General features: G+C 69.5%; 16 protein-coding genes and 2 pseudogenes. 10 read left to right on the top strand and 8 right to left on the bottom strand.

The genetic code is table 11. The features are described from left to right. Both LIV37_RS12040 and LIV37_RS12035 read left to right on the top strand, forming a co-directional pair. Positions 1 to 834 carry a carbohydrate ABC transporter permease gene (locus tag LIV37_RS12040; protein ID WP_020867390.1) on the top strand — a complete coding sequence of 278 codons (834 nt, stop codon included), beginning with the start codon at positions 1 to 3 and terminating at the stop codon, positions 832 to 834. 2 nt (positions 835 to 836) lie between these two features. Beyond that, positions 837 to 1,916 (top strand): glycoside hydrolase family 130 protein, encoded by a 1,080-nt coding sequence (locus tag LIV37_RS12035; protein WP_020867389.1) that lies wholly within the window; start codon positions 837 to 839, stop codon positions 1,914 to 1,916. 196 nt (positions 1,917 to 2,112) lie between these two features. Here the strand turns inward: LIV37_RS12035 and LIV37_RS12030 are convergent, their stop codons facing one another. The 3 genes from LIV37_RS12030 to LIV37_RS12020 form a co-directional block, all read right to left on the bottom strand. Further along, the gene (locus LIV37_RS12030; protein WP_020867388.1) at positions 2,113 to 4,302 is read right to left on the bottom strand and encodes a polysaccharide lyase family 8 super-sandwich domain-containing protein; all 2,190 of its coding nucleotides are present in this window, start codon (positions 4,300 to 4,302) and stop codon (positions 2,113 to 2,115) included. A 940-nt stretch (positions 4,303 to 5,242) separates the two neighbouring features. Beyond that, positions 5,243 to 6,211 (bottom strand): SMP-30/gluconolactonase/LRE family protein, encoded by a 969-nt coding sequence (locus tag LIV37_RS12025; RefSeq protein ID WP_148717855.1) that lies wholly within the window; start codon positions 6,209 to 6,211, stop codon positions 5,243 to 5,245. Further along, the gene (locus tag LIV37_RS12020) at positions 6,198 to 6,710 is read right to left on the bottom strand and encodes a cupin domain-containing protein (protein WP_121825570.1); all 513 of its coding nucleotides are present in this window, start codon (positions 6,708 to 6,710) and stop codon (positions 6,198 to 6,200) included. The genes LIV37_RS12025 and LIV37_RS12020 overlap by 14 nt, the downstream gene beginning before the upstream one ends. A 262-nt stretch (positions 6,711 to 6,972) precedes the next feature. Between LIV37_RS12020 and LIV37_RS12015 the strand changes: the two genes are divergently transcribed. Both LIV37_RS12015 and LIV37_RS12010 read left to right on the top strand, forming a co-directional pair. Next, complete coding sequence (locus LIV37_RS12015; protein ID WP_020867385.1) at positions 6,973 to 8,010, top strand: LuxR C-terminal-related transcriptional regulator; 1,038 nt, start codon at positions 6,973 to 6,975, stop codon at positions 8,008 to 8,010. Positions 8,011 to 8,252: 242 nt separating this feature from the next. Next, positions 8,253 to 9,302 carry a methyltransferase gene (locus tag LIV37_RS12010; protein ID WP_020867384.1) on the top strand — a complete coding sequence of 350 codons (1,050 nt, stop codon included), beginning with the start codon at positions 8,253 to 8,255 and terminating at the stop codon, positions 9,300 to 9,302. Between the two features lie 44 nt (positions 9,303 to 9,346). Here LIV37_RS12010 and LIV37_RS12005 read toward each other — a convergent pair. Beyond that, positions 9,347 to 9,430: pseudogene (locus LIV37_RS12005) on the bottom strand (site-specific integrase); the annotation flags it as partial. A 475-nt stretch (positions 9,431 to 9,905) separates the two neighbouring features. Continuing rightward, positions 9,906 to 11,261, bottom strand: a complete 1,356-nt coding sequence (locus tag LIV37_RS12000; RefSeq protein WP_020867383.1) for an alkaline phosphatase — start codon at positions 11,259 to 11,261, stop codon at positions 9,906 to 9,908. Between the two features lie 252 nt (positions 11,262 to 11,513). Between LIV37_RS12000 and LIV37_RS11995 the strand changes: the two genes are divergently transcribed. From LIV37_RS11995 to LIV37_RS11970, 6 genes and pseudogenes are all read left to right on the top strand, one after another. Next, positions 11,514 to 11,882 carry a DUF1330 domain-containing protein gene (locus LIV37_RS11995; protein ID WP_214663403.1) on the top strand — a complete coding sequence of 123 codons (369 nt, stop codon included), beginning with the start codon at positions 11,514 to 11,516 and terminating at the stop codon, positions 11,880 to 11,882. Beyond that, the gene (locus LIV37_RS11990) at positions 11,882 to 12,649 is read left to right on the top strand and encodes an alpha/beta fold hydrolase (RefSeq protein WP_121825573.1); all 768 of its coding nucleotides are present in this window, start codon (positions 11,882 to 11,884) and stop codon (positions 12,647 to 12,649) included. Before LIV37_RS11995 ends, LIV37_RS11990 begins: the two co-directional genes overlap by 1 nt. 127 nt (positions 12,650 to 12,776) lie before the next feature. After that, positions 12,777 to 13,241: a hypothetical protein gene (locus LIV37_RS11985; RefSeq protein WP_121825574.1), complete on the top strand. Its 465-nt coding sequence runs from the start codon at positions 12,777 to 12,779 to the stop codon at positions 13,239 to 13,241. A 58-nt stretch (positions 13,242 to 13,299) separates the two neighbouring features. Continuing rightward, the gene (locus LIV37_RS11980; protein WP_020867380.1) at positions 13,300 to 13,989 is read left to right on the top strand and encodes a M24 family metallopeptidase; all 690 of its coding nucleotides are present in this window, start codon (positions 13,300 to 13,302) and stop codon (positions 13,987 to 13,989) included. Between the two features lie 349 nt (positions 13,990 to 14,338). After that, entirely contained in the window at positions 14,339 to 14,755 is a 417-nt protein-coding gene (locus tag LIV37_RS52510; protein WP_407077177.1) for a type 2 periplasmic-binding domain-containing protein, read from the top strand. A gap of 53 nt (positions 14,756 to 14,808) precedes the next feature. Continuing rightward, positions 14,809 to 14,997 (top strand): annotated as a pseudogene (locus LIV37_RS11970) (NAD-dependent formate dehydrogenase); the annotation flags it as partial. A 143-nt stretch (positions 14,998 to 15,140) separates the two neighbouring features. Here the strand turns inward: LIV37_RS11970 and LIV37_RS11965 are convergent. From LIV37_RS11965 to LIV37_RS11955, 3 genes are all read right to left on the bottom strand, one after another. Further along, positions 15,141 to 16,607 (bottom strand): MFS transporter, encoded by a 1,467-nt coding sequence (locus tag LIV37_RS11965; protein ID WP_243146355.1) that lies wholly within the window; start codon positions 16,605 to 16,607, stop codon positions 15,141 to 15,143. Positions 16,608 to 16,711: 104 nt separating this feature from the next. Next, positions 16,712 to 19,057, bottom strand: coding sequence for a glycoside hydrolase family 65 protein (locus LIV37_RS11960; RefSeq protein WP_020867377.1), 2,346 nt, complete (start codon positions 19,055 to 19,057; stop codon positions 16,712 to 16,714). 96 nt (positions 19,058 to 19,153) lie between these two features. Beyond that, complete coding sequence (locus tag LIV37_RS11955; protein WP_020867376.1) at positions 19,154 to 20,071, bottom strand: DMT family transporter; 918 nt, start codon at positions 20,069 to 20,071, stop codon at positions 19,154 to 19,156. Between the last annotated feature and the right edge of the window lie 15 nt (positions 20,072 to 20,086).

Genomic DNA, 20,086 nt, shown 5'->3' with positions numbered 1-20,086 from the left:
ATGGCCCGTACCCTGCGCATCCTGCGCTACGCCGCACTCGGCCTCGGCGCCATCGCCGCGCTGCTGCCGTTCTACTACATGCTCATCGGGGCGCTGCAGAAGAAGCGCGACACCGGCCTCGGCGGCCTGCTGCCCAAGCCGAGCAACCTGACCCTGGACAACCTCGCCGGTATCGACGACTCGTTCAGCCTGTTGGGCGCCCTGGCCAACTCGCTGATCATGACGGTCGGGGTGGTGGTCTGCACGCTGGTCTTCGGCCTGCTGGCCGGCTACGCCCTGGCGATCCTGCGCTTCCGCGGCCGCGGCCTGGTGTTCGCGCTCGTCCTGCTGGTCCAGGCGATCCCGTTCCAGCTGCTGATGATCCCGCTGTACGTGATGGTGGTGCGTTACTTCGGCCTCGCCGACAGCTACGCCGGGATGATCCTGCCGTTCGCCATCAACTCCGTCGCCGTGCTCATCTTCCGCCAGTACTTCCTCCAGATCCCGCGCGAGATCTTCGACGCGGCACGCATGGACGGAGCGAGTGAGCTGCGCATCCTGCGCTCCGTAGCGGTGCCACTGGTGCGCCCGGCGATTCTCACAGCCATGCTGGTGACCTTCATCGGCCCGTGGAACGAGTTCCTCTGGCCGTTCCTGGTGACCAAGGACCAGGGGATGCAGCCCCTCGCGGTCAGCCTGGCGAACTTCTCGCAGGCCAATTCCACCTCCCAGGCCAATCCCATGGGCGCTGTGCTCGCCGGTGCCTGCGTGCTGGCGGTGCCGGCCGTCGTCCTCTTTCTGCTCTTCCAGCGCCACTTCACCTCCGCCAACCTCGGATCCGCGATCAAAGGCTAGGTATGACCCGGCTCAACACCGAAAGCGCGCTCCCGTATGCACTGAACCGGGTCGGCGTGCTCATGAACGCCGACCCCACCGACCCCCTGGAGGCCGAGGGCGTCCTCAATCCGGCCACCGCCTGGGGACCCGACGGCGAGCTCTATCTCTTCCCCCGCATGGTCGCGGCAGGCAATGTCTCCCGGATCGGCCGCGCCCGTGTCGTGATCGAAGACGGCGTACCGGTCGGCGTCGAGCGCCAGGGCGTGGTGCTGTCCCCGGACGAAGGCTTCGAGCGGGGTGCACACAACGCCGGCGTGGAGGACCCCCGCATCACCTTCATCCCCGACCTGGGCGTGCACGTCATGACGTACGTCGCCTACGGTCCGCTCGGCCCGCGGCCCGCGTTGGCCGTCTCTACGGACACGATCAGCTGGCGCCGTCTGGGCCCACTGCATTTCACGTATCAGTCGCACCTGTCCACCGACTTGAACTTCTTCCCCAATAAAGACCTTGTCTTCTTCCCCGAGATCGTGCCCGGCCCCGACGGCCGTGCGAGCTTTGCGATGCTGCACCGGCCGATGTGGGACCTGGACTGGCTGCGCCCGGGCGAGGGCACCCCGGCCCCGGCCGGGGTGGCCGACGGCCGCCCGTCGATCTGGATCGCGTACGTGGACGCCGAGGCGGCCCGCCGCGATCTTTCGGCGCTGACCTCGCTGCGGCACTCCGCTCCGGTGGCCGCTCCGGAGATGCCGTTCGAGGCGGCGAAGATCGGTGCGGGTCCGCCGCCGCTCCGGGTGCCCGAGGGCTGGCTGCTCATCCACCACGGTGTGACCGGTCCGGTCGCGAGGGGCTTTGAGCTCAGCCATGGCGCCGTCTACCGGGCCGGGGGCATGCTGCTGGACCCGGACGATCCGGCGCGGGTGCTGGCGCGCTCGCAGGAGCCGTGGCTGTCTCCGGAGACCCGCGAGGAGACGGTAGGAACGCTTGGCAACGTTGTCTTCCCGACCGCGGTCGAGCGCATCGCGGGGGCCGTCTATGTGTTCTACGGGATGGCGGACAGCGCGATCGGCGTGGCTGCTCTGGAGCGGACCGCGGACTGACGCCTCTGACCTCTGTGAACCGGCTCTTCACCGTTGGGGGTGCGGCACGGGCTGTTGGGCCGGGGCTCGGGTGCGACGTACGTCGCACCCGCAGGTGGTTCACAACGTTGCGCTGGCTCTCGGCGGTGGTGGGGCCGGCTTGCGGCCGGCGGAGAGAAGCCGTCGGCCGCAAGCCGGTTTGTGTCTGCGCTTCGCGTCACCTGAGGGGCTGCGTCACCGTCTTGCCGAGGTTCGGGCCGGCGCCCAGCGGGAAGCTGGCACGACGGGTGCGGCCGGGGGCGGCAAGGGTGACGGAGACCGTCAGGCCGGGCTGGTCGGGGTTGGCGACGCTCACCACGGCGGAGCTGCCGTCCTCGTCGAGCATGATGATGGCGGGCTGATCGACCCGCAGCGTGCGGCCTGATCCCAGGTCGAGGGAGCCCGCGGCATGGAAGGTCGCCATCGTCAGCCGCAGCCGCGGGTGGCGGACCGCTTGGACCTGCTCGTCGTTGCGCAGGATCTTGACGACCGGCTTGGCCGCATAGGAGCGGACCTTTTCGGGTGTCGCGCCGGGAAGGAGGACGTAGGCGTATTTGGCTCCGTCCGGGGTGGTGCCGTGGTCGAAGAAGAGGGTAAAGGCATTCCGCTTCACCGGATCACGGTCGAGCCAGCTCCCGGTCTGCTCCTTGTTCGAGACCTTCAACGGCCCACCCTCCGGGAAGACATAGCCGATCTCGTCGTTGTACGCCCATGAGGCGCCGGTGTCGGCTGAATCGGTCCCCGGGCGTACGGCCTTGCCACCGACGGAGGCATTGGGCCGGGCCGCTCCCTGATTGACGGTCGTATGGACGGCGTGCTGCGAGGTGGAACTGATCCCGGCGCCGAGCGCGACGATCTCATCGTCGAAGTAGAAGTAGCTCTTGCGCCCGGTCGTCGAGAACCGGTCGAGGGTGAAGATGCTTGCTCCGTAACGCCCGTCGGAGACGCCGCCGGTGAAGCTGCCGCGGTTGGCGGGACTCGACTGCGTCAGCACCTTGGTGTAAGGCGCGGTGACACCCGGGTAGTGGAACCAGTCGAAGGCGGGTACGAGGTCATCGTATTCCCGGTTCGTGACCTGGATCGCGGTGGCTCCCGCCGCATTCCAGTCGATCTCGTTGCCGACTTCGGGCCGGAAGGTGGAGCGGTACTCGCTGCCCTTCATACGAGGGGAATTGACCCTGGTGAAGATTCCATACGCGTCCCGCAGATGTGAGGAGAACTCCGAGCGCCAGAAGTACTTATGCCCGGTGACGCCGTTCTCCCGGATCTTCCCGCGGATATTGTCGGCTAGCCGCTGATACGCCGCCGAGTTTCTCTCATCGGCCCGCACCATCCGGTCGAGTGGCTCGAGGAAGTCGGCCGCGTAACTCGTAATGCCATCGATGGTATTGGGGGGACGGTACCCGAGATACATCATCCCGATCTCCCCGCGGATCAGCCAGCGGGTCCCGTCGAGGATGTAGAAGGCGATGGCGTCGATGTCCTCGGGCGAGAAGGCGAAGCTGGTGCCGCGCGCGACATCGGCCCAGGCCGCGACGATGGTGAACAGGGCCATGCCGTAGCCCTCGCTGTAGAGCTGCGCCCCATGTGCCCAGAAGGACGAGTCCACCTGCACGGCCTCGGTGACCTTACCGCTGCTGTCGACGGCGACCGTTTGCGACATGGTGGCGTAACCCTGCTCGATGTCGGCGGTCGCGTGCTTCGCGACGGCCTCATAGAGGTAGTTCTCGGTCCTCCAGGAGCCGTTCGCCCCGGCCGGGTCCAGGCGGCCGGTGTTGTGGGCGTAGGTCACCTCCCGCGCCTCGGTGCTGAGTTCGTCGCCGACGAAGATCGACACCCGGCCCATGGCCATCGACTTGCCGATCTCGACTTCCCACCAGTTCGTGCTGGTCGGTTTGACACCGTCCCAGTAGAGAAGCGCACGGTTCAGGGCCTCGATCAGCTCCGGTTTGCCGTAGCCCGCGGCATCCGGGTCACGGTAGGCGTGAGCCATTGCGATCATGCGGTACAGCGCGTGATAGGGCGACCAGACCCGACCGTTGGCGGAACTGGTGGTGTCGTCGTAGTCCACATCGGGCCACGAGCCGTCGGCGCGCAGGGACTCGACATAGGCCAGGGCCTCGGACGTACGGGCGAGGAAGATGCCATTGGCGATCCTCACCTGGTCGCCCTGGGCAAGAAACCGCTGTTGCAGGCGTTCGATGATGAGCTGGAGGTCGTCCGTGACCGCTCGACTCCCACCGGCCTCCGCAGCCCGCGCGAGAGCCGGCACCGACAGCGTCAGCCCGGCGACACCGGCGGTGATCCCGAGGCCCCCGAGTAGGACGCGACGTCGATCGGGCAGGGGTGCGACTCCGTTTTCCGTCATGCGGACTCCTTCGGGCGCGCCCAGATCCTGACAACGCTGCCGTGGGGGGGCGTGCGTCGGTTGACGAGGTCTTCGGGGCGCTGGTTCGGTCACGGCTTCGGCTTGGTGCACGCCGACTTCTAAACCGGTTTGAAAGTGGCTGGTAAACAGTTACCGGCTACGGCCTGGGTGCGTCAACAGTCGCGACGCCGGGTGGGCGAGGGCGGCTTCGGCCCTCTAGGGGCAATACCAGTGATTTAGGTGGGTTTCCGGCGGGTCGGTCCGGGGCTTCGTCGGTCCCATCGGCGTCACGCAGGGCGTGTCCGGCCGAGGCGGGTCGTGGTGCTGAGTGCGCTTGAGTTTCCAATTGGACACCTTGCGTTTGATGACGCGCGGGTTGGCGCGTAACCGGCCGGGGGCAGCTGGCCGAACAGGCCGGTCACACCCGGCCCGGGCCGATGCGGCGTCCGCCTGCTGCGCTGTGCCTCAGTCGCTGATTCGCCCGAAAGTGTCCGCGGTGACGGGGAAGAGCCGCGCCCCATCGCTGAGGGGGCACGGCCCGATGAAGCTACCCGCCCTGCGCTGGCTGCTCGACCCGGCAACCAGTCTCCTGGCCTTACGGCTTCGGGCTCAATAACGCGGCCGCATGTCCTACGACGCGGCCTGGCGGCCGGCCCGAGTGACGCGCCGCCCCGACGAAATGGTTTACCGCCATCATGGGCACCTCGCCGAAGACTCCGGCGACGAAGCGTGGTGAGACATCTGGGGAGGGAAGACTCCACACTCCTTCGGTGTGAATCCCGCCGAGTACTCGCCCACGTGGCTACGACAGAAGCAGCTCTCCCCGCAAGACGGGCGTGTACGTATGGTGCGTGTCGGTCCTCGGACACGTAGCATTTCCCCGATTTGGGCGGGTCGAGCGTTGCCTCGGCCCGCACGAGTTGTTTTCCGGGCTCGTAGCTCAGCTCGAGCCCGAGGTTCCGGTGGGAACGGCAGACGGATTGGTCTTCAGCCGGATCAGCCGGGCGGGCTTGTCGCGACCGCCGCTGCCGAAGCGCTCGCCCGCGGCGGTGACCCACAGGGTGTCCGGGTTCGCCGGATCGATCGCCACCGAGGTGCAGGTCTCGACGCCCTGGTCGGCGCGGGCGATCTCCGTGCGTCGTCCGCCCGGAGTCAGCCGCAGCACGCTGTCGAAAATGTGTGTGGCCAGGTAGAGGGTTCCGTCGTCGTGCACCGCGAAATCGTCCGCGAACAGGCGCTCGGCCACGATCTCGAGGTGCGTGGTGTCGGTGGCGGCGGCCGGTACGCGCAGTAGCAGCGCACGCGCGCTGTTGGCCAGAAAGACGTAATCCCCGGCGACGGTGATCCCGTTGATGCCGGGGACGCCGACCGCCTGTTCCAGCGGGGTGAAAAGTTCGTGGTGGATCCATTGGGCGGCTCGCCGCGTGTCGAGATCGACGGCCAGTACGGTGCCGAGCGCGGAGTCCGCGATCAGCAGCCGCCGGCCGTCCCGGGCCATTCCGTTGCCGAAACGCAGCTGGGGAAGGTCGCAGGCGTGCGTCACCTCGCCCTGGCGCACCCGATCGAGGCACCAGCCGGGCTCGCCTATGGTTCCGGAGATCACCCAGGCGCCGTCTCGGTCCGTGACGATTCCGGTGGGTACCGAGGCGAGTTCCGCGAAGGTGCTGCGTCGGCCGTCACCTGTGACAAGGTCGATCCGGCGGTGGGACGGCACGGTGACCAGCCAGCCGCCGGGCGGAAAGGGCGCGAGGTTCTCCAGAAAGGTGCCCGGCTCCCATTCCGTGATCGTTTCAGCCGGCACCGGGGCGAACGGCACCCGTTCATGATTCAACTGGTCTCGCGGGTTGATGTCGCTCATCGCATTCCGCTCGGCATATCCCTGAATACGTTCCCGGTCAGTGATGCGCATCGAGGAGAGCGGCCGGAATCATCTCGTCGGTGGCCAGCGGGGGCCCGAGTACCACCTGCCCGTTGGTGGCGGCTGACCTGCGCAGGGCCTCGGGGGTCACGGCCCAGCCGGGCGGCTTGGGCCGGGATCGGTCCCAGCCCGCATCGCGGAGGAAACCCTCCATGCCCGAGGGAGTGGCGATCGCGAGCATCTCGACGTCGTCCGAGGTGAACCGGTACGCGTGAGGAACGGCGCGGGGCAAGAAGGCGACACCGCCCGCGTGGAGTTCGAAGCGGCGGTCACCCGCCCAGATCAGCCCGCTGCCGCGCAGCATCACGAAGATCTCATCCTCGTCGGGGTGCAGATGCACGGGGGAAGCCGTAGCGGTCGGCACGATCGATCGGAACACGCTCAGATGGCCACCCGTGTGCTTGGCGTCCAGCAGAACCTCCATGGTCCCACCGCCGAGCCACTCCAGTTGCTCATGCTCGCCGACCTGGGCCACATAGGGAGAACTCACTGCGTTCCTTTCACTCTCCGGCTGATCGTTCGATCGACGCTATGCGGGAACTGCGGTTCCTGGAATCCCAGAAATCTGGGAAACGCGTTGGTAGGGGGCGCGGTGCTTGGGCATGGCGCGCAGGGCGTCGGCGCGGCGGCGCGTGCGGCAGACGAGCGCGGCGCGTGCGGCAGACGAGCGCGGCGTTGTGGCGCTTGCTGTCCGCGCGCTCTGGCGTCCCCGACCCGAAAATCATTCGGGGAGCAGCGCTTACACTCTCCCGGTGCACAGGCTGCAGAGCGACATCGAGGGGATATGCCGGCTCGGCCTGGACTCGCGGACGCTGCGTTCCCAGGTGATGGCCCGGTTGCGCCAGGACGTCCGCTGCGACGCGTTCTGTTTCGGCACCATCGACCCGTGGACGCTGCTCATCACTGATGACATCTCCGCAGGAATCCCGCCCGGTAACGCGGCGCTCGCGTCGTATAACGAGTACATCGAGGCCGACGTGGACAAGTTCGCCGATCTGGCGCGGACTGGACGCACGGTCGGAATTCTCAGCCGCAGCGCGGGCGGTGATCCGCGCAGGAGCCTCCGCTTCCACACGGTCTTGCCGATCATCAATGCCGAGCACGAACTGCGTGCCGTCTTCCTGGTGGACGGTGAGTGCTGGGGCGCGGTGTCCTTGTTCCGGCGGGGGGAGCGGACGGACTTCACTCCGCGGGAGGCGTCGCTGGTAGGCGCGCTGTCACGGCCGGTCGCGGTAGCCCTGCGCCGCGCCTGCGTCAACACGTCGCCGCCCGCGGCACAGGGCGTGCCCGGCCCGGGCGTGCTTGTGCTCGACCAGGTCGGCCGCACCGTGGTCGCCAATGAGACGGCGCGGTACTGGCTGCACGGGCTCGGCACGCTGCCCCTCCACGAGGTGGCGGCGGCCGCCCGAGCCGGGCGGGGCGAAGAGGCGTATCTGCGGGTGCGGGACCGCACCGGACGTTGGCTGTCGTTGTGGGGTTCGACGCTGAACGGGGAGCCGGACAGTGGCGCCTCGATCGTCATCCAGCCGACACCGCTCTCCGACATCACCCGAACACTGGCCCGTGCGTACGAGCTGACGGCGCGGGAGCAGGAGATCCTGGAACAGGTGATCTCCGGTCGGTCGTCGGTCGGAATCGCCTCCGCCCTGACCATGTCCCAATACACCGTGCAGGATCATCTGAAGTCGATCTTCGCCAAGTTCGGCGTGCGCAGCCGAGGGCAGTTGGTGGCGCGCGCCCTTGGTATTCCGTCCGCGGACGGCAATCCGCCGCGGACCCGGCGGCGATGAAGGCGTACTGAAACCGCTGGCGGCTCGGCTCGGCTCGTGGTGATGTGATTTCGGTGCTTGGGCGTGGCGCATCGGGCGAGACCGGCCCAGCCAGAATTTATTCCGCAATCTTCCGGCCCGATGAACCTGGCGCTCACACCTGCCCGCCCGTAGGTTCACCAATCCAAGACTCGTGCGGCGCCCGTCGCCAACTGGCCAGGCACCGCTTGGCTGTTCTCGATCGATCGATGGAAAAAATCACGATGCAAAAGACCCAACCGCAATACACGGACGGTACCGAGGCGCCGCACGAACCGCCGCCTTCGCTGCAGATGCTTCAGCTCCTCGCGGGGTTCCAGATCTCCCAGGCGCTTTATGTGATCGCCAAGTTGGATGTCGCCTCACAACTCGAGGACGGACCCATCGCGGTCGCGGAGCTGGCCGCGCGGTGCGGTGCGCGGCCCGAGATGCTGCGCCGGATCGTTCGGAGCCTCGCCCCGCTCGGCATCTTCCATCAGCCGAACGAGGACATGGTGGAGCTGACACCCCTTGGCGCCACTCTGTCCACTCGGCGTCCGGACTCGCTCAGGGACGTCGCGCTGTACTGGATGGAGACGCACTATCTGCCGTTCAGCGAGATTCTGCACACCGTGCACACCGGAGAGCCGGCCGCCCAGCATTACTTCGGGAAGCCGTTCTTCGACTGGATCGTCGCGGATCCCCGCATGGCCGAGCTGCAGAACAGGGGCATGGCCGGCCTCGTCGGTGGGATGCGCGACCGGATGTTCCACGGCTACCGGCTTCCCGCGGGTGACGTCGTTGCCGACATCGGTGGCGCCGACGGCACGATTCTGAGCCGTCTCCTTGCTTCCGAGCCCGCACGCCGAGGAATCCTCTTCGACCTGCCCGAGATCCTTCCGGGCGCGCGGAAGAAGATCGAGGAGTGCGGGATGGCCGAGCGCATTGACGTCGTCGCAGGTGACTTCTTCGTCTCGGTGCCGTCAGCCGATGTCTATGTGATGGCGGCGATCCTGCACGACTGGGACGACGCCTCCTGCGTGCGCATCCTCGAGTCCGTCAAGGAGTCCGCGGCGCCCGGTGCACGGCTCGTTGTCATCGAAGGCGTGGTGCCGCCCGGCGACGAACCGCACGCCACCAAGCTGATCGACCTGACCATGCTCGCCCTCACCACCGGGAAGGAGCGCGACGCGGCCGAGTGGCAGGAGCTGTTCTCCAGCGCCGGCTTCATCCTGGACCGGATCGTTCCCACGGCGGACGACTACTCCTTCATCGAAGCGCACCTGGGCCGGTGAGGACGCCCGCAGCAGCCGCTTGCGCAGGGCAATGGGGTTGGCGACCGGGCCGGCCCGGTGTCCGGGCACACGTCTCGCGGGCCGACAACTTTGGCCGGACCTGGGCGGCGGTGGGTGACAAACACAGGTCGGCTGGAGGATCACGGTGAGGTCCAGGGACTCACCGGCGGTGGGGTCGCCGGGCTTACCGGCGTACACCTTCCCGGCCGAGTCGATGACCTTCGCCCCCAGGTTGCCGGGGCCGTCGTAGGTGGCGTCGCCGGTGCTGAGGATCGTGAACTCCGCCGCGACCAGGCGCTGCCCGTCGGGGGCCGCGAAGGCCTCCGGCGACGGTTTGGCGTGGTCCTCGTACTTGGTCAGCGTGATGCCGGCCTGGACGTGGTTGCCCGTGGCGCCCATGGCTCGCCGCCAAGATGCCACGGAATCGCTTCCGGCCATCTTCAAGAGCTGGGCCGACACCGGCTTCGAGAGCCCTTGGCCGTGGCCACGGTCGAGCGCGCCCAGCGCGCCGAGCACCGTGCTGCCCACCGCGAGTTGGGACGGTGAGGTGGCGCATGCCGGGGAGGGGGTGCCGCCACGGCGCCCCCTCCCCGGCGTGCGCGGTCAGCGCAGGCGCAGGGCCTCGCGGACGGTGGTGAACAGGTCGGTCTGGTTGGTCACCCCGAGGACGCGGTACGCCTCGGGCCCCTGGGCGGCGATGCGTACCTGGGTGCCGGTGTGCTCCTGGGACTGCCCCGGGGTGTTGGTGGAGTAGTTGACCTTGAGCTGCCGGCCCTCATCGGTGACGAGGGTGGAGGACAGGCCGGGCGGGGTGGCCTCCAGCGGCACGATCTGGCTGGTGTGGCCGTGGTCGGCGGTGGTGACCACGAGGGTGTCCGGGTGTTTGGCGGCGTAGTCGCGGGCCACCTTCACCGCGCGGTCGAAGGCGGCGGTCTCGCCGATCTGGCCGCACGGGTCGGCCGCGTGGTCCTGCTTGTCGATGGAGGCGCCCTCGACCTGGAGGAAGAAGCCGTTCTCGGAGTGCTTCCGCTTGGCCTCCAGCAGCTGGATCGCCTTGGTGGCGGAGTCGGCCAGGCTCGGCGTGGCCGCCGGGCGGCCGGAGTTGGAGGTCACGCACCGCTGAGGGGCCGTTCCGCCGGCCGCGGCCGCCTTGCCGGTCCATTCCACCGGAACGTTGCCGGAGGCGAACAGGCCCAGTACGGGCTTGCCGGGCTTGGCGTTCTTCATGCCCGCGTCGTCGGTGACCACCTGGTAGCCGAGCTTCCGTGCCTGCTCGGTGACGGTCATGCCCTTGAAGGTGCCGTCGGTGACCTTCTGGTCGAACCGTGCCTTGCCACCGCCGAGGAGGACGTCGACCTTGTGGTTCACGGACTGTTCGGCGATCGAGCCGGGGCCGCCCGCGGCGATCGTGTCGGCGGGGCACTTGGCCATGTCGGCCGGGCCCTGGCAGGAGCGGTCGGTGGCGTGGGAGGCGAGCACCGCGGGGGTGGCGTCGGTGAGCTCGGAGGTGGTGACGCTGCCGGTGGCGTATCCGTTCTTCTGCGCGAGCTCCAGGATCGTCGGCACGGCCTTGTCGGTGCCCGGCGTCTTGGAGATGCGTCCGTTGACGGTCTTGTGGCCGGTCGCCCAGCCGGTGCCGCTGGCGGCGGAGTCGGTGACGTAGTCCGGGGTGCCGTCGGCGTGGACCGCGTAGGTGGTGTAGGCGCCGGTGAGCGGGAACTTGTCCAGGTTCAGCCGGCCGTCGGCCCCGACCGTGTAGTCACGGGCCAGCGTCATCTCCGAGTCACCCATGCCGTCGCCGATCAGCAGGATGACGTTCCTCGCCTTCCCGCCCTTGATGGCGCTCCGGGCCTGCTCCGTGCTGTCGAAGGCGCCGGCGGAGGTGGTGGCGGCCACGGCGGCAGCCGCGACAACCGTGGCCGTGGCGAGGGTGAGGTGACGACGGGAGGGTCTGTGCATAGGAGCAACTCCTTGAAACGTCAGGACGACAGGTGCTGATGACAACGGACCCCAAACCATCAGGCGTTGGTGAACCGGTGGGAAAGCCTTGGCCCCGTCTTCATTTCCACCGCATGGCGCGGCGGACGGCGTGTGTCCCGGCGGACGGCGTGTGTCCCGGGCTCGGGCCGGTCCGGCCGGCCCGATTAACTTGCGTGTTGACCAACAAGTTTATAGGCTGCTCTTCATCTGAAGGAGGCTTTGGTGATCGATATGGATGAGCGGGCCCTCGACGCGCTGCTGGCCGAGGACCCCGGCGGCCCCGTGGTGATGCTGAACCTGCTGCGGTTCCGCCCCGACGGTGGCCGCGAGAGCTACCAGCGCTACACGGAGGCGCTGGGCTCGGAGATCCACGGGCGGTACGGACTGCGGGTGGAGTACCTGGGGAACGGCGGCCGTGCTCTGGTCGCCGAGGACGGGCAGGCATGGGACGCGGTGCTCCTGGTGCGCTACCCCAGCCGCCAGGCGTTCGCCGACATGGCCCGTGACCCCGACTATCGGGCGGTGGCCCATCTCCGTGCGGAGGCGCTGGTGGAATCGGTCCTGCAACCCACCGTTCCGATCCAGGGGGGAGTGGCCTGATGCCCGCCGTCTTCGTGCACGGCAACCCCGAGACGGCGGCCGTCTGGGACCTCCTGATCGCCGAACTGGAGGCCGCCGGTGCGGCTCCGGACGGCCTGGTCCGGCTGTCCCCGCCCGGGTTCGGCGCACCGCTGCCGACCGGGTTCGGGGCGACCGTCCTGGAGTATCGCGACTGGCTGATCGGCGAGCTGACCCGCTTCACCGAGCCCGTCGACCTGGTGGGCCACGACTGGGGCGGCGGACACGTCCTCAACGCGGTCATGAGCCGCCCGGACCTCGTGCGCAGCTGGGTCAGCGACACGATCGGGGTCTACGATCCCGACTACGTCTGGCATGAGCTCGCCCAGCGATGGCAGACCCCGGGAGTCGGAGAGGCCGATGTGGCCGAACGCTTCGGCGCGCCCCTGGAGCGGCGGATCGCGACGCTCGTCGAGCGGGGGATGGGCGAGGCGGTGGCCGAACGGGTCGCCGAGGGCCAGAACGAGGCGATGGGCCGGGCCGTGATCGCGCTCTACACCTCCGCCACGCGACCGGTGATGAACGAACTCGGCCGGGACCTGGAGAACGCGGCCCGGCGGCCGGGGCTCGTGGTGCTCGCCACCGAGGACCACGTGGTCGGGACCGTCGAACAGCGCCGCCGCGGTGCGCGCCGGGCCGGTGCCCGGGTGGAGGTCCTCGACGGGCTGGGCCACTGGTGGATGACGCATGACCCGCGCCGTGGTGCCGAGGTTCTGACCCGCTTCTGGGCCTCACTGGACCAGGAGTAGCCGCACAGCTCGCGGAGTTTGACGGCCGTCGTCCGACCGCACGAGTATCACTCCGCGCCCGTGGAACCCGTGAGCGAGCACATCCGCACAGCGGCGGCCGGCGGGCGCGGGCTGGTAGTAGTCGGCCATGGCAGGAGACTTGTGGACCCCGGCGATTTCGATGGCCGGTGTGGCCGTGGGTGGTGCGCTGACCTATCTGACCCAGCGCACGACGCAGCGAGCGGCCGAACGGGCCGAGGGGCGGAGACGGGCCGCGACGCTGGTGGAGGAGCGGCGTGCCGAGCAGATCAGGACCCTGCTGGAGTTCATCCGGTGCGCCTTGGAGGCCGAGGGCGTGGCGCATGCGCGGCCGCCGCGATGGGATGTCGGCGATGAGTGGTACGCGACGGCCAGACCGGCGATGGACGGACTGCGCATAGCCGAGAAGGGCGTCGAGTTGCTGTGCGCCCCCGGTCTTCACGCGCCGACAGCCGCCTACGCCCGCGCCCTCAACCAAGCGGTCTGGCAGGAACGGGGGGAGGGGAGCCTGGGCGAGCGCCTTGAGCCGTTCAAGGCGGAGTTTCTCACCGTCGCACGCCACAGCCTGACCTGACGCGAAACTCGGCGGGCCCGCGTTGCCGGAAGTGATCCAGATGGCTACGTTCGGCCCCATGGCTGACGACGAAGGAACCCGCGCGGCACGGCTGGTGGATGCCCAGGCGAAGGCCGTGCGGCTCTTCGCGGAGATCGAGGAGCGCGGGCTGGTGGCGCCCGGGGAGGGGGAGCGGGCGGTCAGCGACCGGATCCGGGACCTGGCGAACGAGATGTTCGGTGCGACCCGGCACTGGCACAAGCGGATCGTGCGCTCGGGGCCGAACACCCTCCTGCCGTACCGGGAGAATCCGCCCGACCGGGTGATCGGCACGGACGACATCGCGTTCGCCGACTTCGGACCGATCTTCGAGGAGTACGAGGCGGACTTCGGAAGGACGTTCGTCCTCGGCGACGACCCGGGCAAGCACCGGCTGCGGGACGATCTGCCCAGGGTGTTCGCCGCCGGGAAGGCCTTCTTCGAGGGCGACCCGGAGATCACCGGCGAGCGGCTGCACGCCGAGGTCGGCCGCCTGGCCGCCGAGGCCGGCTGGGAGCTGGGCGGCTGGCACGCGGGGCATCTGGTCGGGGAGTTCCCGCACGAGACGATCGGCGGCGCGGACGTGGAGTCGTACATCACGCCCGGCAACGGCACACCACTGCGGCGCACCGACAAGACCGGGCGTCGCTGCCACTGGATCCTGGAGATCCACCTCATCGACCGGGAGCGGGGGTTCGGCGGGTTCCACGAGCAACTGCTCACCTTGTGACCGTCCCCGGCGGCCCTCGGCGGCGCGCCGGGCGTAAGGGTCCCTCGCTTCCCACGGAGGCCGTGCATGCTGCTGCGTCAGCTGGAGTACCTCGTCGCGCTCGCCAGGGAGCGGCACTTCGCCCGCGCGGCGGCCTCCTGCTACGTCTCGCATCCTGGCCGAGCGGGACGCGCTGCTCCAGGAACTCTCGGCCCTGCGCGGCGGCCTGACCGGCACCCTGCGCCTGGGGGTCATACCGACCGCGCTGCCTGCCGCGTCCCTGCTGACCAGCCCGTTCTGCGAACGCCATCCACGGGCCCGGGTCAGTGTCCTGTGCCTGCTGGTCCCGCGAATGCGCAACCGCCGCATCATGAACGGGTACTTCGCGGCCGACGGCGCCACCGCCACGCCCGCGATCGAGTCGGACGGCGTGGCGGGGCTGTACGCACACCTCCGCGGCGGGCGCTGGTCCAGTGTGATCTCGCACGCCTGGCTGCGCATGTTCGGCGTTCCCGCCGGGATGCGGGTGGTGCCGTTGGACGGCCCCGTACGCGGGCCACGGGTCGGCCTGGCCACCGGCAAGGACGATCCTCCGTCCGTGCTCGCCGAGGCGCTGCTGACGGTGGCCCGGGAGGCGGGGGTGCGGGACGCGCTGGACGAGTTGCTCCACTCCTACCTGGGCGGGCGCGGCTGGTGGCCGAGCCGCTCCACCCCTGCCTCGGCGGGCGCGGCTGATAGATGCGGGCTATGCCGCCATAGCGAGGATCGCTTTGACCGGGGCGAATGACTCCGGGGATCGTGAAGTGCGCCAGGCAGCAACGGAGTTGAGGAGCCGCGACCATGGCCAAGGTGCTCTGCGTCCTGTACGACGACCCCACCGACGGATACCCGACCTCCTACGCCCGCGACGACCTCCCGCCGATCGGCCACTACCCGGGCGGCCAGACCGCGCCCACTCCCGAGGCGACCGGCTTCACCCCGGGCCACCTCCTCGGCAGCGTCTCCGGCGAACTCGGCCGGCGCCGCTTCGGCCGGTACCCGCGAGATCCTGGAGTCCTGGCTGGCGGGCCGTCCGATCCGCGACGAGTACCTGATCGTCGACGGGGGCGCCCTGACGGGGGCAGGGGCCCACTCCTACTCGGTCACCACCTGAACGGACGAGCCCACCGCCGTTACGCACCGGCCTCCGCGGCGCGCGTGGCTCTGCGCGCCGCCACGGCGGCGAGCGAGGAGAGCGCCGCGGAGGCGAGCAGGACCGCCTCGAACGCCCGCGCCGCGTGGGGGAGCGAATGGCCCTGGGCCAGACCCAGGTATCCGCTGCCCAGGACCGCGACGCCGAGTGCCCCGCACAGCTGGCCGTTGGTGCTGATGACGCCGGAGAGGTCGGCGGCGTAGCGGTTGGGCAGGGCGAACGTCATGAGGCCGATGAGGGAGTTGGAGCTGATGCCGAGCCCGAGTCCGCCGACTCCCAGCAGCGCGAACAGCGTAGGTCCGGTGCGGTGGCCGGTCAGGAGGTAGCCGCACACCGAGGCGTAGGCGACCGCGAGGATCAGGCAGCCCAGCGCGGGGATCGACCCGCCGCTCCGCGGGAGGCGGGCCAGCAGGGGACCGGCGGTGCCGAACGCGGCGACCCACGAGACCATCGCCAGCCCGGCGTACGCGGGTCCGCGTCCGAGGCCGTCCTGGAGGTAGAGCGCCAGCACGAACAGCAGCGCGCAGTAGGTCATGGTGGTCACCCCGTGTGCCACGAGGGACCAGCGCACGGCCGGTTCCCGGATCACCCGCTCGGCGATCAACGGCCGTCCTCCGGCGGCGGACAGCCGCCGCTGGCCCCGTCCGAACACCACGAACGCCGGGCCACCCGCCGCGAGACACAGCCATGTCCAGACCGGCCACCCGCGGTCCATGCCGAGCATCAGCGGCACGATGAGCAGCATGACGGCCGTCGACAGGACCAGCATGCCCCGCACGTCGAGCCGTTGTGTCCGGCGAGAGGTGTCGTCGGCGGGCATCAAGCGCGTCGCCGCGGCGATGAGCAGCAGCCCCAGCGGCACGTTGACCAGGAAGATGGGGCGCCAGCCCATTCCGTGGATGTCGGCCGCGATCAGCACACCGCCGAGGCTCTGCCCCGCGACGGCGCCGCCGGACAGGGCGATGGCGTAGTACCCCATGGCCCTGATCCGGTCCCGGCCGGTGAAGTGCAGCTGGATGCCACTGAGCACTTGGGGCACCATCAGCGCGCTTCCCGAGCCCTGGACGACCCTGGCGACGATCAGCACGACGGGGTCCGGGGCGGCGGCGCAGGCGAGCGAGGCCGCCGTGAACACGGCCATCCCCAGGATGAAGACGCGGCGGTGGCCGTGTGACGCCCCCAGCCGCGCCCCGGTGACGAGCAGCACCGCGAACGCGACCACATAGCCGGAGATCACGAGTCCGGCCTCACCACCGGAGGCACCGAGATCGGCTTGGATGGACGGCACCGCGATGTTGGCGATGGCGGTGTCCACGTTGGCGACGCACTGCGCGGCCAGCAACACCGCCAGCAGCGGCCATGGCCGCGCCCCACGTGACCCGGTGCCGGGCGGAGGGGCCTGCTCCGGTACGGCTTCGGGCCGTGGCGCGGCAGGGCGACGCATCATTGACGGGACCGTCCTCACTGGTCTGCTGCCGACCATCCTGGGTGAACGGCCCCCGTCGCGCTGGCGGGATTCGGACGTGACGTTGCCGGGCGCGGTTCGGGGCGTCAGCGGCGTGGTCCGGGCCGTCGGCCCGGTGGCTGGGCGGGCTCGGGGAGGGCGGTCGGCGGGGCGAGCGGGCGGGTCTGCGGGGTGTCCTCGGAGAGGGTGATGAGCTCGCCGCCGTGGCTGATCCGGACGGGGTCGCCTTGCCGCAACGCATAGGTGACCTGCGAGCCCGTGATGTCGACCCGCAGACAGCTCTGCCGGACCCGCAGCGAGAAGGCCAGCCGGTGGAGGCTCTCGGGAAGCCGGGGCGCGAAGTACAGGACGTCCCCGTAGTCGCGCAGCCCGCCGAAACCGGCGACCAGTCCGATCCAGGTGCCCGCCAGCGAGGCGATGTGCAGTCCGTCGCGGGTGTTCTTCTCCAGGTCGGCCAGGTCCATCAGCGCGGCCTCGCCCAAGTAGTCGTAGGCCAGGCGCAGATGGCCCACTTCGGCGGCCATCACACACTGCACACAGGCCGACAGCGAGGAGTCCCGGACGGTCAGCGGCTCGTAGTAGGCGAAGTTCCGCGCCTTCTGGTCGCGTTCGAAGGCATCGCCGCACAGGAACATCGCCAGCACCAGGTCCGCCTGTTTGACCACCTGTTTCCGGTACAGGTCGAAGTACGGGAAGTGCAGCATCAGCGGATAGTGCTCGGGTGGCGTGCCCTCGAAGTCCCATACGTCGAGCCCGGTGTAGCCCGCCGACTGCTCATGGAGGCCCAGCGCGTGGACGTACGGCACGGACATCGCCCTGGCGGCATCGCGCCATGCGGCGGCCTCCGCCTCGTCGACACCGAGCGCCGCGGCCTCCGCCGAGTGGCGCTCGGCCGCATCCGCCGCGGCCCGCAGATTGGCCCGGGCCATGAGGTTGGTGTACGCGTTGTCGTTCGCGAGCGCGCTGTACTCGTCGGGGCCGGTGACGCCGTCGATGTGGAAGCGCCCCCCGGAGTCGTGATGGCCGAGGGAGCGCCACAGCCGGGCCGTCTCCACCAGCAGCTCCACCCCCGTCCGCCGCTCGAAGTCCGTGTCGCCGGAGGCCCGGACGTAGCGCACGACGGCCGCCGCGATATCCGCGTTGATGTGGAAGGCCGCGGTTCCGGCCGGCCAGTACCCGGAGCACTCCGCGCCGTCGATCGTGCGCCATGGGAAGGCCGCACCCCGCAGTCCGAGCTGCCGGGCGCGCTCCCGCGCCGCGGGCAGGGTGTTCTGCCGCCAGTGCAGGGCCTCGGCGACGCAGTTCGGCGAGGCGTAGGTGAGCAGCGGCAGCACGAACGCCTCGGTGTCCCAGAAGGCGTGTCCGTCGTAGCCGGAGCCGGTCAGGCCCTTGGCCGGGATCGCCCGCTGTTCGGCCCGGGTGCCCGCCTGGAGTACGTGGAAGAGGGCGAAGCGCACGGCCTGCTGGATCTCCGCGTCACCGTCGACCTCGATGTCGGAGTGGTGCCAGAAGCCGTCGAGGAACTCCCGCTGCTGGTCGACCAGGCCCTGCCAGCCGGTGTTGCGCGCACTGCTGAGCGCGGCCTCGACCTGGTCCCGGACGGCGGGCAGCGAGCGGAATCCGGACCAGCCGTACGCCACGAACTTCTCGACGCGCAGCCGCTCGCCGGGGTCGAGCACGGCGGTGACGGTCACGCGGCCCACGTCATCCGTGCTCTCGCCGGAGGTACGGGTGGATCCGGGGCCCCGCACCACGTGGTCGGCGGCGGCCGCGACCCGCTGCCCGCTCGCCGCCGTACGGTGTACCAGGCGCAGCCGCAGGTCGCGCGCGAAGTTCTCCTCGGGCAGCAGGCATGACTCCAGGGCGGCGCCGACCCGGGGATCGCCGCTGAGCGTGGGCAGTTGCTCATTGGCGACGAGCTCCGACTGCACGACCACGTTGGTCCGGTCGTCCAGCGGCTCCACTTCGTAGGCGACCGCGGCGATGGCGCGCTGGCTGAAGGAGATCATCCTGGTGGAGCGCACCCGCACCGCCTTGCCGACCGGTGAGGTCCACTCGCAGACGCGGTGGAGCAGTCCGGTACGCAGATCGAGCACCCGCTCATGGGAGCGCAACCGCCCGTAGCGCAGGTCGAACGGTTCGTCGTCGACCAGCAGCCGGATCAGCTTGCCGTTGGTCACGTTGATGACCGTCTGGCCGGACTCGGGGAATCCGTAACCGCCCTCCGCGTACGGCAGCGGATGCTGCTCGTGCACACCGTTGAGATAGCTGCCGGGCAGGGCGTGCGGCTCGCCCTCGTCGAGGTTGCCGCGCCAGCCGACATGCCCGTTGGACACCGAGAAGACGGATTCGCTCTGGGCCAGTACGTCCAGGTTGAGCTCGGTCTCGCGCAGACACCAGGGCTCGACGGCATAGGCGTGGTGGCTGATCACTTGCGACCCTCCAGTAGCTCGTAGAGGTCCGATGCCACACCGCGCGCTGTGTCCGAAATACTCGACTTCGCCGTATTGACGATTCTACCGGCGATATCACCCGCGCGCCGTGGCGGGCTGCCCCATGGCATCGAGCTCGTCCCGGCCCGGGCCGAGGCACTGGGCGAGGCATCGGGTGTGGGACAGCCCGAAGACTCCGTAGAGGAGCACACCCAGCCCCATCAGCGCCGGTACGAGCCAGAATCCGGCGCGCGGCTGCTCCCCGTAGAGCGTCACACCGAGACAGAAACTCACCGAGGCGTCGCCCAGCGTCAGAGCGGGCTGCGAGCCGATGAGCGGGCCCCCTTGCATGGCCACGCCGAGCAGGAACAGCGAAAAGGCGCCGACGGCCGCGAAGCTGTACGTCTGCCATGCGGTGAAGAAGGCCACGGCGCCCTGAGCGGAGAGGATGTTCATGGCCGACTTGACCAATGCCGCGGTGACGGCGTTTCCGATGGCCGCCGCCGCCGCGAGCGAGGCCGCGCGCATCAGACCGGCGGGGCGCCGCAGACCGGTGAGCACGAGGGTGGTACCGATCCCTCCGGTGACCGCGAGCGCGGGCAGCCACCAGATCCCGGGCACCTGTTCACGCCCTCCGGTGGGCGCCAGCGAGAGGAGGACCAGAGCCAGTCCGGCCACGATGCAGACCACACAGAGCCATGCCTTCCGGGACAGCCCGACATGAAAGACCATTCCTCCGATCACCAGGGCGAGGGGGAGTTCGAGAATGAAAATGGGCTGTACGGCGGCCAGTGATCCGGTGGCCAGAGCGAGCGCTTGAAAGAGGGCGGCGAAGATGACGCCGAGCATTCCGCCGAACCAGACGGGAGTGTGCACGAGGTCGCGGATCAGCCCGATGCGCAATGACGGTGACGCGGGAACGGTGAGCGCCGCGCGCCGCTGCAATACCGTTCCGAGCGCATTGCTGCCGGCCGCGAGCAGAGCGAACATGATCGACAGCAGGATCGTCACCATGGGCACCACTCCCGG

The organism is Streptomyces rapamycinicus NRRL 5491 (assembly GCF_024298965.1).
Classification (GTDB): Bacteria; Actinomycetota; Actinomycetes; order Streptomycetales; family Streptomycetaceae; genus Streptomyces; species Streptomyces rapamycinicus.
Note: the sequence above shows the minus strand (reverse complement) of the source record. Positions and strands in the feature narration are given on the sequence as shown.